The organism is Acinetobacter sp. Tol 5 (assembly GCF_019702905.1).
In the GTDB taxonomy this organism is placed as follows: Bacteria; Pseudomonadota; Gammaproteobacteria; order Pseudomonadales; family Moraxellaceae; genus Acinetobacter; species Acinetobacter bereziniae.
On the sequence record NZ_AP024708.1, the window covers coordinates 2,517,258 to 2,531,922 of the forward strand.

At 37.9% G+C, this 14,665-nt stretch carries 15 protein-coding genes; 2 read left to right on the forward strand and 13 right to left on the reverse strand.

Translation table 11 applies throughout. From position 1 onward, the window contains the following. Positions 1–4: 4 nt before the first annotated feature. From lpxK to TOL5_RS11885, 9 genes are all read right to left on the reverse strand, one after another. Entirely contained in the window at positions 5–1,021 is a 1,017-nt protein-coding gene (lpxK, locus tag TOL5_RS11845) for a tetraacyldisaccharide 4'-kinase (RefSeq protein WP_121775061.1), read from the reverse strand. A 3-nt stretch (positions 1,022–1,024) separates the two neighbouring features. Beyond that, a complete protein-coding gene (gene msbA, locus TOL5_RS11850; RefSeq protein ID WP_004830996.1) occupies positions 1,025–2,755 on the reverse strand; it encodes a lipid A export permease/ATP-binding protein MsbA in 1,731 nt (576 codons plus the stop codon). Between the two features lie 3 nt (positions 2,756–2,758). Beyond that, positions 2,759–3,181, reverse strand: a complete 423-nt coding sequence (locus TOL5_RS11855; RefSeq protein WP_151780770.1) for an ExbD/TolR family protein — start codon at positions 3,179–3,181, stop codon at positions 2,759–2,761. Positions 3,182–3,201: 20 nt separating this feature from the next. Continuing rightward, positions 3,202–3,834 carry a MotA/TolQ/ExbB proton channel family protein gene (locus TOL5_RS11860; protein ID WP_151780771.1) on the reverse strand — a complete coding sequence of 211 codons (633 nt, stop codon included), beginning with the start codon at positions 3,832–3,834 and terminating at the stop codon, positions 3,202–3,204. 34 nt (positions 3,835–3,868) lie between these two features. Beyond that, positions 3,869–4,759, reverse strand: a complete 891-nt coding sequence (locus TOL5_RS11865; RefSeq protein ID WP_004831000.1) for a ParB/RepB/Spo0J family partition protein — start codon at positions 4,757–4,759, stop codon at positions 3,869–3,871. Continuing rightward, on the reverse strand, positions 4,756–5,538 hold the full coding sequence (locus TOL5_RS11870; RefSeq protein ID WP_004831001.1) for a ParA family protein: 783 nt from the start codon (positions 5,536–5,538) through the stop codon (positions 4,756–4,758). Before TOL5_RS11870 ends, TOL5_RS11865 begins: the two co-directional genes overlap by 4 nt. Before the next feature lie 24 nt (positions 5,539–5,562). Then, on the reverse strand, positions 5,563–6,195 hold the full coding sequence (gene rsmG / locus TOL5_RS11875) for a 16S rRNA (guanine(527)-N(7))-methyltransferase RsmG (RefSeq protein ID WP_004831002.1): 633 nt from the start codon (positions 6,193–6,195) through the stop codon (positions 5,563–5,565). A gap of 86 nt (positions 6,196–6,281) precedes the next feature. Then, the gene (gene murU / locus TOL5_RS11880) at positions 6,282–6,971 is read right to left on the reverse strand and encodes an N-acetylmuramate alpha-1-phosphate uridylyltransferase MurU (RefSeq protein ID WP_151780772.1); all 690 of its coding nucleotides are present in this window, start codon (positions 6,969–6,971) and stop codon (positions 6,282–6,284) included. Beyond that, the gene (locus TOL5_RS11885; protein ID WP_009586646.1) at positions 6,968–7,984 is read right to left on the reverse strand and encodes an aminoglycoside phosphotransferase family protein; all 1,017 of its coding nucleotides are present in this window, start codon (positions 7,982–7,984) and stop codon (positions 6,968–6,970) included. Before TOL5_RS11885 ends, murU begins: the two co-directional genes overlap by 4 nt. A 119-nt stretch (positions 7,985–8,103) precedes the next feature. Between TOL5_RS11885 and TOL5_RS11890 the strand changes: the two genes are divergently transcribed. Together TOL5_RS11890 and TOL5_RS11895 are read left to right on the forward strand one after the other, a co-directional pair. Next, positions 8,104–10,569 carry an LPS-assembly protein LptD gene (locus TOL5_RS11890; RefSeq protein ID WP_151780773.1) on the forward strand — a complete coding sequence of 822 codons (2,466 nt, stop codon included), beginning with the start codon at positions 8,104–8,106 and terminating at the stop codon, positions 10,567–10,569. Further along, positions 10,569–11,885, forward strand: a complete 1,317-nt coding sequence (locus TOL5_RS11895) for a peptidylprolyl isomerase (RefSeq protein ID WP_009586658.1) — start codon at positions 10,569–10,571, stop codon at positions 11,883–11,885. The genes TOL5_RS11890 and TOL5_RS11895 overlap by 1 nt, the downstream gene beginning before the upstream one ends. Positions 11,886–12,130: 245 nt before the next feature. Here TOL5_RS11895 and TOL5_RS11900 read toward each other — a convergent pair whose 3' ends face one another. The 4 genes from TOL5_RS11900 to TOL5_RS11915 all read right to left on the reverse strand — a co-directional run bounded on the left by TOL5_RS11900 (position 12,131) and on the right by TOL5_RS11915 (position 14,497). Then, positions 12,131–12,946, reverse strand: a complete 816-nt coding sequence (locus tag TOL5_RS11900; protein WP_198114594.1) for a hypothetical protein — start codon at positions 12,944–12,946, stop codon at positions 12,131–12,133. Then, the gene (locus TOL5_RS11905) at positions 12,946–13,713 is read right to left on the reverse strand and encodes a hypothetical protein (RefSeq protein WP_198114595.1); all 768 of its coding nucleotides are present in this window, start codon (positions 13,711–13,713) and stop codon (positions 12,946–12,948) included. The genes TOL5_RS11900 and TOL5_RS11905 overlap by 1 nt, the downstream gene beginning before the upstream one ends. Further along, a complete protein-coding gene (locus TOL5_RS11910) occupies positions 13,713–13,997 on the reverse strand; it encodes a hypothetical protein (protein ID WP_227560634.1) in 285 nt (94 codons plus the stop codon). The genes TOL5_RS11905 and TOL5_RS11910 overlap by 1 nt, the downstream gene beginning before the upstream one ends. A 251-nt stretch (positions 13,998–14,248) precedes the next feature. Further along, positions 14,249–14,497, reverse strand: a complete 249-nt coding sequence (locus TOL5_RS11915) for a hypothetical protein (protein ID WP_198114596.1) — start codon at positions 14,495–14,497, stop codon at positions 14,249–14,251. Between the last annotated feature and the right edge of the window lie 168 nt (positions 14,498–14,665).

A 14,665-nucleotide genomic window follows, 5' to 3' on the forward strand; every position in this document is an offset into this window, starting at 1 on the left:
CAAATTAACCTTGTATTAGATCAATACCAAGCTGAGAGAGTTGTTGATTAAGGAGCAAATAACATTCTTCTGAGAGTACTGCACCGACAGGAACCACCCAAATTTCGCGATTAAATTCAGGATGATCTTTTAATAAAGCCAGTAATTTCACCGCATCTTTTTCAGTCGTAATCATTGGATTTGCATCTTCAAATTGTAAATCATCAATTTCATAATCATGATGGTCTGGGAACTCATGACATTGAAATTGGCTCACACCAATACTTTCCAGAGTATTGTAGAATCGCTGTGGGAACCCAATACCCACCACCGCATAATAATCGAGCGTAGGGTCAAAAGCTTCAGCTTGATCAAAAAAAGGATTTAACAGATAAGGTTCGGCAACCTCTAAATGCATGTTTAATGGTGAATGCGGCTGTTGCGCATGCTCAATCACTGTACTTTGCTTTAAACGACTGATTGGTTCTCGCAGATAACCTTCGGGAAGCATTTTTTTATTCCCTAAGCCTCGATTATTATCTAAAACAATCCATTCAATCTGTCGTTGCAATGCCCAATGCTGCAAACCATCATCACTAATAATCAAATCCAAATCATAACGCTGAAGCAAGAGCTCAATGCTTGCACGGCGATTTGCGCCAACCACCATAGGCACATCAGTCGATTGCACAATCAAACAAGGCTCATCACCGACCACTTCAGGTAAGGAATCTAATGTTACCAGTGCAGGAAATGGACCCTTACCCCCATAACCACGACTAATTACACCAACACGAACCTGATTAAGTTGTAAATATTTGACCAACTGAATCAAAAGTGGAGTTTTCCCACTTCCACCTACAGTGATGTTTCCAATGATCATCACCGGGACTGGAGCTTTATACGTTTCTTTGAGTCCAAATTGATACAACTGTTTATTGAGAACAAAACCAGATTGATATAGCCATGACAACGGACGCAGTACAATCAACCACTTGGATTGTTTATTCCAAGCATCTTGAATGATTTGCGCGAGAGACATCCGTTATTCCTCAAAATTGCGTTCATGTAACTGATAGTAAGCGCCGTGTTTTGCCAACAATTCAGCATGGCTACCTTGTTCTATAATACGCCCTTTATCCATAACCACAATCTTATCTGCATTTTCAATAGTCGAAAGACGGTGCGCAATTACAATCGTTGTTCGATTTTTATCTAAAATTGCTTCATCAAAGGCTTTCTGAATGAAATGCTCAGATTCATTGTCTAAAGCACTGGTCGCTTCATCCAGAATAAGAATAGGCGCATTCTTAAGAAGTGCACGTGCAATCGCAATTCGTTGACGTTGCCCACCTGATAGGCTAAGCCCCTGCGCACCCAATGGCGTATCATAGCCTTTTGGCAATGCCATGATAAAATCATGTGCATAAGCCGCTTTTGCAGCAGCAATCACTTGCTCTTCTGTGGCTGCTTCCAACTGACCATAGGCAATATTTTCACGAACAGTTCGATCAAACAAAACCACTTGTTGGTTGACCATCGCAACTTGCGAACGTAAACATGTCAATTCAATATCACAAATCGGTAAATCATCTAAATAGATTTCACCTGCGCTTTTTTCTTGGAAACGCACCAACATATTAACAAGTGATGATTTTCCAGCCCCAGAACGACCAACCAGTGCGACAGTTTGTCCTGATTGTATATCTAATGATAAATTATCAATTGCTTTGACATTATTTTTATAAGTTAAATCGACATGCTCAAATTTAATATTGCCTTGTAGCTCAGGAGTCTTTGTACCCGTGTTTTCTTCTTGTGGTAAATCTAAAACTTCAAACACTGAATATGCAGCAGCCATACCTCGCTGTAATTTCTCATTGATATCTGTTAAGTTTTTAATTGGTTTTGCCAACAAACCTGCTGCAGTGATATAAGCGACAAACTCGCCCGCTGAAGTATCACCCAAAATTTGCGGACGTAATGCCAACCAAATAATAATCCCCAATGCAAACGACATCACCAATTGCACAAGTGGGCTATTTAAATTCTGCACCACGACCATTTTCAAGCCGCGTCTTAAATTCTCTTGGGATGACTTGTAAAAACGAGCTTGTTCACTATCCTCACCAGCAAAGCTTTTAACAACAGCATTACCGCTTACTGTTTCGTGCACAATATGGTTAACATCACCCATGGTATTTTGCACTTGAATCGATAGTTTACGCATACGCTTAGATGCTTTACGTACCAGCAGACCAATAATCGGCATAAAGATAAAAATACACAGTGTTAAACGCCAATTGGTATAAAGTAAATAGCCCAATAAACCGAGTGTAATCGTACCGTCTCGAACCAATGTTTTCAGTGATTCTGATGAAGCTGCCGTTAACTGCTCAACGTTATACATAATCTTTGCAGTAATATGACCTGATGAGTTATCAAGATAATATTGTGCAGGCAGTTTGAGCAGTTTGGCATAAATTTCTTGGCGTATACTAAACACCAAACTTCTGGAAATCACAGCGGTGAAATACCCACCCATGAATAAACCTAAACCGCGAAAGAAAATAAGCAAAATAATTAATGCAGGAAACCAATCGAGATCACTACGGCTACCGCTTTGAATCGCATCAATAATATATTTGAGTAACTTAGCAACTGAGACTTCAGTGGCTGCATTTATTCCAAATCCGACAATAACGAGTAAGGCTGCCCCCCAATATGGCTTCAAATATGCCAATAGGCGAATATAAACCTTAAAATCTTGATTCACGAATTAATAACCTCGAGATGGAACTTTAGTACTGATATTGATATTGACGAAACCCAGTTGTCCTGCGACATCCATTACTCGAATAACATCTTGATGAGTGGCTTTCGCATCAGCGGCAATGACAAACATTAAATCACGTTTATCATTGGCTGCCTGTTTGATCGCAGTACTTAAATCAGCAGACTCTTTACTGGAAAGTGCCTGACCGTTTACCGCATAATGACCTGTCGAGTCTACCATGACTTCAATCTTGTTTTTGTATTCTTTTGGCAGAACACCTTGCGCATCAGGTAAGGACAGATTGATACGACTCTGTTGATTAAACGTGGTAGTCAATAACAAAATCACCAAGATAAACAACAAACAATCGATCAATGGGGTAAGGTTGATATGAATATCTTCAACCGTTCTTCGTTTAAATTTCATAAAACACCTCCAGCTCAGCCTTAACCTGCTTTTCGTTGTGGACTTTCAAGGTGTTTTTGAAAAAATAATGCTGCATGAAATAATGTTGATTGTTGCTCTAATTCAGCCACATATTCCTGCACCAAACGCTGAAAATAACGATAAGCAAATAGAGCAGGAATTGCGATCAACATCCCAGCGGCTGTTGTGATCAACGCTTTTGATATACCTGGAATCATCATGGTTGGATTTGCAGTTGAACCCAAATCAATCACTAAAAATGACTCGATAATCCCAATTACTGTACCTAACAAACCCAACAAAGGTGCAACAGCACTTAAAGTCCCCAAGAAATTGATGTTTTTTTCTAAATATCCGATTTCACGTGAAGCTGTAACTTCCATTTGCGCGCGCGCGTATTCTTCACCTTGCGAATAAGCATCCACGGCATCTTTAAAAATATACCCCAATGCTGATTGGCGCGCAGATTGATCCTGTTCCAAAACATCTAGAACCTCATCAATATCTCGTCCTTTATACAGCATCAATGATTTAGGCAGAACTAAAGATCGTTTTAGTCGTATAAATCTCTCGATCGAAATTGCAACTGTAAAAATCGAACATAAAACCAATGGCAGCATTAACCAACCGCCGGCTTTAACAAGTTCCCACATCTTTAGTTCCCCAAATTAATCAATCATGAAAAAATTATTGTTCTGCTAAACAGATATTTAAAATACCATCCAACTCATCAAGCGAGTTATAACTGATGACCAACTTCCCTTTGCCTTGCTTGTTATAATCTAATTTTACACTGGCGCTGAAACGTTCCGAAAGCTTTTGCGTCAATTGTTGCACATCAGGTGCAAGTGGGTCTTTAGATTTTTCCTGTTTAGGCGTATTCCAATCACGTACCAGCTGTTCAGTTTGACGAACTGATAAGTTGCGATCAATTACCATTTTGGCAATTTGTAATTGATCTTTGGCTTTCAAGGTCAATATGGCACGCGCATGCCCCATATCCAATAAGCCTTGTTGCATCAGATTTTTAATTTCATCATCGAGACTTAATAGGCGTAATAAATTACTCACGGTTGTACGTGCCTTACCTACTGTATCCGCAATTTCTTGATGGCTTAGACCAAATTCATCATGGAAACGCTGTAAAGCCAAAGCTTGATCTACAGGATTAAGATCTTGACGTTGAATGTTTTCGATCAATGCCAATGCAATCGCAACTTGATCAGTCAAATCACGAACAATTGCGGGGATTTCTGTTAAACCCGCTAACTGTGCAGCTCGCCAACGTCGCTCACCCGCAATAATTTCGTAAGGTGTTTCAGCACTCTCAATTGGACGAATCACTATCGGCTGCATAACACCGTGTTTTTTAATCGAAGCTGCAAGCTCTTGCAGGTCTTGCTCATCAATAAAGCGACGCGGCTGATATGCACCACGTTTTAATTGATTGACATCAATCTGTTTTAACTGACCATGATCCAAAGCTTGAACTTCAAGCTGTAATTTTTCTTTTTGGATTGAACCTAATAATGCATCTAAGCCACGACCTTTAGCCAAGCCTCTTTTTTTAACGGTCATGCTTTATTTCCTTTTTTCACTTTACTCTTTTTCAACATTTCAGCTGCTAAATTTAAATATGCAATTGCACCTTTAGAGCTTTTCTCAAAATAAATAATCGGCAAACCATGTGCTGGCGCTTCAGCCAAACGCACATTACGCGGGATCACTGTATCATAAAGTTTTTTGCCAAAATACTGTTCAAGTTCGGCAGAAACATCACGAGTCAATGCATTACGTGCATCATACATGGTTCGAAGCACCCCAATAATTTCCAACTCAGGGTTCAGCGCTTGTTGAATTTTATCGATGGTTTGTGTCAAATCTGCAAGACCTTCCAGTGCATAATACTCACATTGCATTGGAATAATGACAGCATCAACTGCAGCCAGTGCATTTACTGTAATCAAACTGAGACTTGGAGCGCAATCGACAATAATGTAATCAAAGTCTTTTTCAATCTGTTGCAAAGCATTACGTAAAATAAATTCACGCCCTTCTTGTTCTGCAATTGCCAGCTCTACACCAGCCAAATCACGATTTGAACCTAAAACTTTATAACCGACTTCAGCTTTAGTAATCGCTGTTTCAATTGGAACTTCACTCAGCAACACATCAGTAACTGAATACAATAAATCATTTTTTTGAATTCCAGACCCCATTGTGGCATTGCCTTGAGAGTCCATATCGACCAATAAAACACGCTTTTTCAATACTGCCAAAGAGGCAGCCAAATTTACGGCTGTTGTGGTTTTACCGACGCCACCTTTTTGGTTTGCGATAGCAATAATTTGAGCCATGGTAACCCCAATCCTTTGTCTGTTTTAGATCTGTTTTAATAAAAGTAAATGACGTTGTTCATCCAGTCGCGGCACATGCAGTTCTACAATATCACATTGCCAATGATCTTTCAGTGCATCCACTTCTTCTGTAGGCACTAATCCTTTCATTGAAGCAATAATGCTTTTCTCATGCATATAAGGTTTTGAGGCAGCGACAAAATCAGTCAATGAAGCAAATGCACGACTGGTAATCACATCAAACTGCCCAAGGTCATTGATACTGTCTTCATTTTCTACGCGCGTCTGCACCGCAACAACATTTTTTAATTTTAAATCTGCAATAAACTGTTTCAGAAAACGAATTTTCTTACCATTCGAATCAAGCAACACGCACTGACGCGCTGGCTGACACAATGCAATAATCATCCCAGGCATGCCGCCACCTGTTCCGATATCTAACAAACGACCTTGAGGTAAATCATTTAAAATACTTAAACTATCCAACAAGTGTTTAACCAACATTTCTTTGGGATCACGAATTGCGGTTAAGTTATATGCTTTGTTCCACAGGACGAGTGCATCTTGATAACGCAACAACAATTCTAAAGCTTCATCAGTCAGTTCTAAGCCAAGCTTTAAGCTACCTTGCTTTAACTCTTGAAAAAATGGATGCATAATCGAATAACATCTCTAAAAAATTAGCTGAAAGTATACCGATTTCTAGCCCGTGGAACAGTAGTTAACGATGAGTTAATATGCAGTTAAGCATATACACCCTGTCTAATTTGCAAATCTAAGGCGGTTAAACGCTCAGGAGTCCCTACATCAACCCATGCCGCTTGCATCTTTTCTGCAGAAATCTTGCCATCCAACATGCCTTGTTTGAGCAATGGAGCCAATGATCGTTTACCATGTTCCAAACCATCAAACATTTTAGGATTGATGATAGCGACACCACTATAGGTTAAATTTTCACCAAGCTGTTCTTGATCAAAAGTATAAGCTCGACCATTTAACAAAGTGAAATCACCCTCAGGATGCTGTTCAGGATTTGTAACAAAAACCAAATGTGCTAAATCTTTATCAAGTTTCACATCAAGTAAGGCAGAGAAATCAAATGTGGTCCAAACATCACCATTGATTAAAATAAAAGGCTCGTCGCCCAACAAAGGCAAAGCATTGATAATGCCTCCTGCGGTTTCCAAACCCTCATCCTCTCTGGTCCAGCGAATTGTCACACCAAACTGAGCACCATCTCCTAATGTACCAATCAAAATATCTGCCAACCATGCAGAGTTAATGATAATTTCAGTCACACCTATTTTTTTTAATTTTTCAATATGCCAAACAATAAGTGCTTTGCCTCCTACCTCCAATAAAGGTTTTGGCTTATATAAGGTTAAAGGACGCATTCTATTGCCTAACCCTGCAGCTAAAATCATTGCTTTCATGCTGCAACCACCTCATATTTGCCATATTTGTCTTCAAATTTAGGCAAAACTCTTGTATGTATAAAGTTCATAAACGGTTGCAATTCCGCATACGGTTTAGACTCTTCCAGTAAATACCACATTACGCGTGGTAAATCTTTGAGATAACCTGATTTTCCATCACGCTCAAATAAACGCACAAAAATACCTAAAATTTTGATATGACGCTGAATTGCCATCAAATCGGCATCTTGTTTAAACTGCTCAAAACTACGCTCATGTTTCGCTGATTCAGGTAAAAGCGCATAGAACATTTTAAACCATGAATACACACGTTCAGGATTCCATTGCACATAAGCATCACGGGTAATTGAAATCAAATCATAGGTATCCGCACCAATCACAGCATCTTGAAAATCGATGATACCCTGTTCAACTTCACCTTCAAGAATCATCAAGTTGCGACTATGAAAGTCTCGGTGAACGATCACTTGTGGCTGTGCCAAAGCAGCATTTGCCAATATTGCAAAAGTTCGTTTGATTAAAGCTTGCTCTTCTTGACTCACTTGAATGTTTAAAGCAGGCAATAACCAGTCCGTTAACAACTCCATTTCTGAAATTAACTTTTCATATGCATATGCGGGTAGATGCGCTTTACCTTCAATTGATTGCAATTGCACCAACTGTTTAAAACTTTGCGCATAATGTGCGTCTACTGTTTGTTCATTTAATTGTGTAGACAGCAGAACATCACCAAAATCTTCAAGCAATAACAGACCTTGTTGTAGATCTTTTGCAACAATATGCGGAACTCTGACACCATTTGAGTCAAAGAATTCATCAATCGCAACAAAAGGACGACAATCTTCCTTCTCAGGAGGTGCATCCATCAGCATAAATGTTTTATTATTCAAAGTAATTCGTGCATAACGACGGAAACTCGCATCGCCTGCTAAAAAATTGATTTCAAATTGATCTGAACTGAGTACAGATGTTATCCATGTTTGTATCAAGTGTTCACGTTGTGTATTCATTTGCAATTTAATCTAATTCAGGCTGAATTTTTGAAGTGCTAAGTGTAGCTACTTATCAACTTTTTCTCTATGATGCGACAATAATTAATTGCGATTAGCATATTTGGTTAATGAGACAAATGAAGCATCAGTTTAAATTTAATCCTTTAGCGACTGCTATTTTGACACTTCTTTGTGGAAGTTCAGTATCCAGCTATGCTGAATCGACAACCTCTGTTTCTGAAGCAGTTGTCTCCAAAGTGAATAACAAGCAATTAAATGCTACGATTAAAGAGAGTTACCCTGGTCAAAACTTTTTTGAACAATACTATGTAGACAAAAACGCGCCTGAAGCCCAAGTACGTGATGAAAACAATGCAAGTAATCGCTACTGTGAAGGGGTTTGGGTTACTCCATTTAGCACTCAGGCAAAAACAGTTGACCCTCAAGAAGCTTCATCTGTCATTACTGCTGATCAAGCCTACTACAATCCAAATGGCGACTCTGTGTTGTCTGGAGATGTCATGATTGATCAATCTGGGCGAATGATTCGCGCAGATGAAGTAACCATTGATAAAACACAAACTTTTGCAAAAGCAAAAGGCAATGTACAAATGGCGCAAGGCGGTATCATTGCGCAAAGCGATCAGATTGATTACAACCTAAAAGATGAAACTGGGCAATTAAACAATAGTTTTTATATTGCTGAAATAACACATGCGCATGGTCATGCAGCAAAAATTGAAAGAACATCACCAACAAATATCGTACTAGAAAATGCCAGTTATAGTACATGCCCACCTGACCAGAAACCAACTTGGAAAATCCAAGCCAATAAGATTGAGCTCGATCAAGAAACTGGGCGCGGTGTAACGCGTGGTACCAAATTATATGTAAAAGATGTTCCTGTACTTGCTGTTCCTTACTTCAATTTCCCAATTGATGATCGTCGTACCACGGGGATCATTAGTCCAAACTTCGGGTTTACCAACGACGGTGGCTTTGAACTTGCGGTTCCAGTTTATTTAAACTTAGCGCCGAATTATGATGCGACCATCACTCCTCGACTCATTACAGACCGTGGTCTAATGGCTCAAGGCGAATTCCGTTATTTAACCGAGAATTTTGGTGCGGGTAGTATTTGGGGGAGTTACTTGCCTTCAGATCGTGGCTACGATGATGAAGATCGTAAGGACTTACATTTTCTACATAGATGGAATATCGATAAACAATGGTCGACCAATCTAGAATATAACTATGTGTCTGATAAAGACTTCTTTTCGGACTTAGACAGCAATCCAAACTCGCGTACCGAACTGAATCAACGACGCGCTTGGGAACTCAACTACAACCACGGTATTCCTGGTTTAAAAGCTCAATTAAAAGTTGAAGATTTCCAAACCTTAGATAAAACAGTCAAAGATGTAGACAGACCTTATGCTCGTCTACCGCAGTTTCTACTCAATTATGTAGGTGGCGATTATCAAGGCTGGGAATACGAATTTAACAACGATACTGCATATTTCAAAAAAGATATTAATGATGCTGATTACAGCAACCAACCTAGCGGTACACGTTTGTATAATCAGTTTGCGACACGTTATAACTTCCGTAATCCGTGGTCATTCGTCATTCCAGAAGTTTCTGTCCGTAGTTTAAATACATTCTATGACCAAACCACAGTGGATCAATTGAATCTCAACAACCAAAGTCAAGATTCAAAAAATAAATCTGTGGTTGTTCCTCAGTTTACTTTGGACACTGGGCTAACCTTTGAAAAAGATGGTAAGTTCCTTCAAACCATTACTCCTCGCGCATTCTATGCTTATGCACCGTATAAAAATCAAACGGGTTATCCAAACTTTGATTCGACTAGTGCATCAATCAGTTATGATCAATTGTTTAGCCCTTACCGTTTTTACGGTCATGACCGCCTAGAAGATAACAACTTCTTGTCACTCGGGGTAAGTTATAGTCTATTTGATACGGTTGGTTTAGAACGCTTAAGAGCCAGTATTGGACAAAGTTATTATTTTGATGATCGTAAAGTTACTTTACTCAACAATACAGATGAGTTGGATAAAGAAAAACACACTGGTCCTGTGATCAGCATTTCGAGTCAGCTTTCGCAAAAATTTACTGTAAGCACCAATTCAGCTTGGATGTCCAATGGCGATAGCGCACAACATGACTTCCAAATGTATTACACAGGTGAAAAAGGAAATTTATACAACGTTGGATATTTTTATAGAAACAACCTTCCTGATCGCCAACGAGAATACGATCAAGCAGTTGCATCATTTATACAACCAGTAAAAGATAACTGGCGTATTATGGGTCATGTTCAATATGACCTTGACAACCATGTTGCACGCGAATATCTATTAGGTGTGAATTATGAATCTTGTTGTTGGGGAATTTCGGTCTATGGTCGTTCTTACTTCAATGATCTAGATGATGTTTCTCTCCCAGATACCAAGCCAAAACGCGCAGTTATGGCTGAAATCACACTCAAAGGACTAGGTGGTTTGAACAACAAGTTAAGTTCATTACTTCAAAATCGTATTTTAGGTTTTGATAAAGCTAATCAATCTTGGACTCATTAATGAAGACGCAAAAATTTAAAGAACTATTTAAAGCATCAACCTTAGCTTTACTCATCTCTACATCGTTATCGGTTTATGCAGCACCTAAAGATCAAATCATTGCCATTGTTGGTTCTACAGCAATTTTAAAAAGCGATTTAGACCAAGGCGTTGCTGAAGCTGCACATAAGTTCCAAGCACAAAAAAAAGAACTCCCGCCGCAAATTATTTTGCAACAGCAAGTGCTCAATCAGCTCATCACCCATGACGCACAACTTGAGCAAGTGAAAAAATATGGTTTAAAAGCTGATGAAAAAAGCTTAAATGAAGCTGTTCTTAAAGTCGCTCAGCAGTCTGGTTCTAATTCTTTAGAAGCTTTCCAACAAAAGCTAGATAGCGTTGCGCCCGGAACATATGAATTATTACGTGATCGTGTTTCCGAAGATTTATTGATTCAGCGTCTCAGTCAACAACAAGTCATGTCTCGTATTAAAATTACCGATCTTGATGTTGAAAACTTTTTAAAATCACCTGAAGGTCAAGCTGCTGTTGGAAGCCAAGCACATGTCCTACATATGCGTATATCAGGTAATGCCCCTGCGGATGAACTGGAGGCAGTTGCCAAATCTGTTCGTACTGATTTAAAAGGCACAGATGATGTAAAAAGTTTAGAGAAAAAATTCAGCACTGCTCAAATCAAAGTAGATGGTGCGGACATGGGCTTTCGTCCACTTTCAGAAATCCCAACTGAACTTGCTGCCCGAGTAAGCTCTCTTGAACCAGGACAAACCACTGAGTTGGTCCAAGCGAAAGATGGTATTCATGTTTTAAAACTACTTGAAAAGAAATCAAATGAGCAAAAAGCACTTGTTCCACAGTTTGAAACTCGTCATATTCTCATTAAAACTTCCGAAGTAGTTAGCCCTGAAAACGCTAAACAAATGATTGAGAGTATCTATAACCGTCTCAAAGCGGGTGAAGATTTTGCAACACTTGCATCAACATATTCGAATGACCCCGGTTCAGCACGTGATGGTGGTAGCTTAGGATGGGTCAGCCCAGGCATGATGGTTCCTGAATTTGATAAAATGATGCAAAGTGCGACAGTCAACGAAATCAGCAAGCCATTCGAAACCCAATTTGGTTGGCATATCCTGCAAGTCACTGGCAAACGTCAACAAGATATGACTTCTGAATATCAAAAACGTATGGCTCGTCAAATTTTAGGGGAACGCCAATTTGAATCAGAATATGACAGTTGGTTAAGAGAGTTGCGTGCCAATACTTATATTGAAATTAAAGATCCAAGTTTAGATCCAAAGAAAAATCAAAATTAAGTATCAAATAAAAACCAGTGCTTTGCACTGGTTTTTTTATGCCCTAAGAAAAATCAATATTTTGAACTGAGGCTTGACAATAGTGGCTAAAACAAACCCGTTACTGAATCATGAAATCTAATTCTTTGGATAACCACCAATCATGGTTAAAGGTAAAATCTTGAAATCATAGCGCTGATTTTTTCTATCGTACCATACCCATATAAATGCCAATGTGAACGCCTTAAATAGCGGCTTCTTTTCCTTTATTTTGTCTGTTGTTTCTTTTCATCGTCTAATTCTTCTTGCGTACAATATCTCGGAACAATTTTCATTTTTGGTATGTCAAAATATTCATCACAAATTTCTCGTCCATTTTCATCCGTTCTACGGTATAACTTTTTCTTTTGTTCTTCAGTCATGATGTCTAAATGATTATAAAAATACATATGATCAATCACTTCTGGTTCATTAAAACTTGTACTTAATTCAATGCCAAAAGACTCGCCTTTTTGGTTGTCATTACAGTACGCTGTATAGTTATAACTCACGCTTGTTCCTGCACGAAACTTATCCCTGACCTCATCATGCATTGGATAAGCACCCACGAGTACACTATCCACCTCAATCGCGTCTCTAAATATCGTTCTCACTTGTTTTGTATCTGGTTTTTTTAACTCTTCTTCGATTTCTGCATCTGTTTCTTTACGAATATCATGTGCAGGACGCTCTAAACGAAATCTAAAACTATCGATTTTTTTATCCGCTATTCTTTCAACCAAACGAACACCGATATCATCATATATATAAATATTAATTCGATTGACACCATCTACACTTTCAACTTTACGATAATTTTTCCCTAATGCTTTAAGCCATGGATCAACGCCTGAACTCATATATAAATCCGTACCATTATAATTAATCGCACAACCATGAACCTTAAACTGACGTTGTGGATTTATTTTCTTTATAAAACCTTCTGTTTCAGTGTCTTGCTTTGTCGTAGACTGACCATTACTACAACTGATACACAGTAAAAGAGGTAGAAATAGCGCAAGTTTTTTTTGAAATATATGCATTATTTTTTTAAAGGATAATTTTCACATCCTCCCCCAATAATAGGATCATCTCTATCCGGACCTTCACAAAACTCTTTCCGCTGTCTTTCTTTTTCTTCATCACTAATTATGTCAAAATAATTATAAAAATATATATGATCAATCACTTCAGGATCATTAAAACTGGTACTTAACTCAATATAAAAATATTTACCTTGTTGGTTGTCATTACAGTCCGCTGTAAAGTTATAACTCACCCCTGTTTCTGCACGAAACTTATCCCTGATCTCATCATGCATTGGATAAGCACCCACGAGTACACCATCCACCTCGATGGCATCTTTAAATATACTTCTAACTTGCTCAGTATCTGGTTTTTTTAACTCTTCTTCGATTTCTGCATCTGTTTCTTTACGGATATCATGTATAGGGCGCTCTAAACGAAATCTAAAGCTGTCTATTTTTTTATCGTTTTTCCGTTCAACTAAACGAACACCGATATCATCATATATATAAATATTAATTCGATTAATTGGATCTACAGTTTCGACAACCCGATAGTTTTTCCCTAACGCTTTAAGCCAAGGTTCAACAGCTGAATTCATATATAAATCTGTACCATTATAATTAATCGCACAGCCGTGGACCTTAAACTGATGTTGTGGATTTATTTTCTTTATAAAACCTTCTGTTTCAGTATCTTGCTTTGTGGTAGACTGACCATTACTACAACTAATACACAGTAAAAGGGGCAGAAATAACGCTAGTTTTTTTTGAAATATATGCATTATTTTTTTCCACCCTTCATCATATCTAAACCTTTTTGGACCGATTCTGCTGCTTCATCAATTTTTTCTTGCGCCGCTTTAGCACCTTTATACGCACCCTGTCGGGTCGTATCCCAACCTTTTTGCAGCGTGCCATCACTAGCCTGATTGACTTTGTCCTTATTTTGTCTTGCCCATTGCTTAACACTTTCATCCATCCAATTACAACGGCTTGGATGTCTAAAATAACTTTTTGCCGTATCTAATACCACTTGTTTATTTGTCGCAGTTGGCTTTAATTTCATTTTCTCTTTGTCTGGTCTTGGCTTTATTATTGAGCAGAAGCTTTTTCACATGGTTGATACATTTTTAAAATCACTTCTATATAAAAAAGCTTTATAAATTTATAGACTTACTCGAAATCCATTTTTTCACAGAGTTTTTGTAGTTAATGAAAAGCCATAATTCATTTTTTTTAAACGAATAATCAATAACCTTAACTCGATCATTTTTAACTAAATAAGACGTTCTCATTTTAAAATCATTCCCTAATTTATCATATAAAAAACCTTTTGATTAATTGATATAAAGCCATCATCAATATTGCATATTCTTTCCAAGACATTTTTTTGTTAACAAGATATTTAACTAAATTTTGATTACTATTTTTAGTTAATGGCACACAAGTAGATAATAAATATGAAAGTTTTTTATCATCATAAAATTTATTATTAATATTTTTAATGGTTCTAATATATCTTTGATCAGTTTGAGGAGTGGCAGATAACAATAATTCTGATATCAAATAAGTTCCTTGTGAAAATTTAACATCATAAGTTGATATAATTTTGTTACATGGAAAGAAAAAATATGTTTTTTCCTCAACTCCAGCTAACAGAGTTTTTTGATTATTGTCTATAAATGAACATTGTCTTTTATCTTTTTCATGAACGTACTTTACATTAGCAAAGCT

What these genes read in the sequence shown, in the direction of transcription:
- lpxK (WP_121775061.1), bottom strand. Translation starts at nt 1,021, where the DNA reads ATGTCTCTCGCGCAAATCATTCAAGATGCTTGGAATAAACAATCCAAG.
- TOL5_RS11855 (WP_151780770.1), bottom strand. Translation starts at nt 3,181, where the DNA reads ATGAAATTTAAACGAAGAACGGTTGAAGATATTCATATCAACCTTACC.
- TOL5_RS11860 (WP_151780771.1), bottom strand. Translation starts at nt 3,834, where the DNA reads ATGTGGGAACTTGTTAAAGCCGGCGGTTGGTTAATGCTGCCATTGGTT.
- TOL5_RS11865 (WP_004831000.1), bottom strand. Translation starts at nt 4,759, where the DNA reads ATGACCGTTAAAAAAAGAGGCTTGGCTAAAGGTCGTGGCTTAGATGCA.
- TOL5_RS11870 (WP_004831001.1), bottom strand. Translation starts at nt 5,538, where the DNA reads ATGGCTCAAATTATTGCTATCGCAAACCAAAAAGGTGGCGTCGGTAAA.
- rsmG (WP_004831002.1), bottom strand. Translation starts at nt 6,195, where the DNA reads ATGCATCCATTTTTTCAAGAGTTAAAGCAAGGTAGCTTAAAGCTTGGC.
- murU (WP_151780772.1), bottom strand. Translation starts at nt 6,971, where the DNA reads ATGAAAGCAATGATTTTAGCTGCAGGGTTAGGCAATAGAATGCGTCCT.
- TOL5_RS11885 (WP_009586646.1), bottom strand. Translation starts at nt 7,984, where the DNA reads ATGAATACACAACGTGAACACTTGATACAAACATGGATAACATCTGTA.
- TOL5_RS11890 (WP_151780773.1), top strand. Translation starts at nt 8,104, where the DNA reads ATGAAGCATCAGTTTAAATTTAATCCTTTAGCGACTGCTATTTTGACA.
- TOL5_RS11895 (WP_009586658.1), top strand. Translation starts at nt 10,569, where the DNA reads ATGAAGACGCAAAAATTTAAAGAACTATTTAAAGCATCAACCTTAGCT.
- TOL5_RS11900 (WP_198114594.1), bottom strand. Translation starts at nt 12,946, where the DNA reads ATGCATATATTTCAAAAAAAACTTGCGCTATTTCTACCTCTTTTACTG.
- TOL5_RS11905 (WP_198114595.1), bottom strand. Translation starts at nt 13,713, where the DNA reads ATGCATATATTTCAAAAAAAACTAGCGTTATTTCTGCCCCTTTTACTG.
- TOL5_RS11910 (WP_227560634.1), bottom strand. Translation starts at nt 13,997, where the DNA reads ATGAAATTAAAGCCAACTGCGACAAATAAACAAGTGGTATTAGATACG.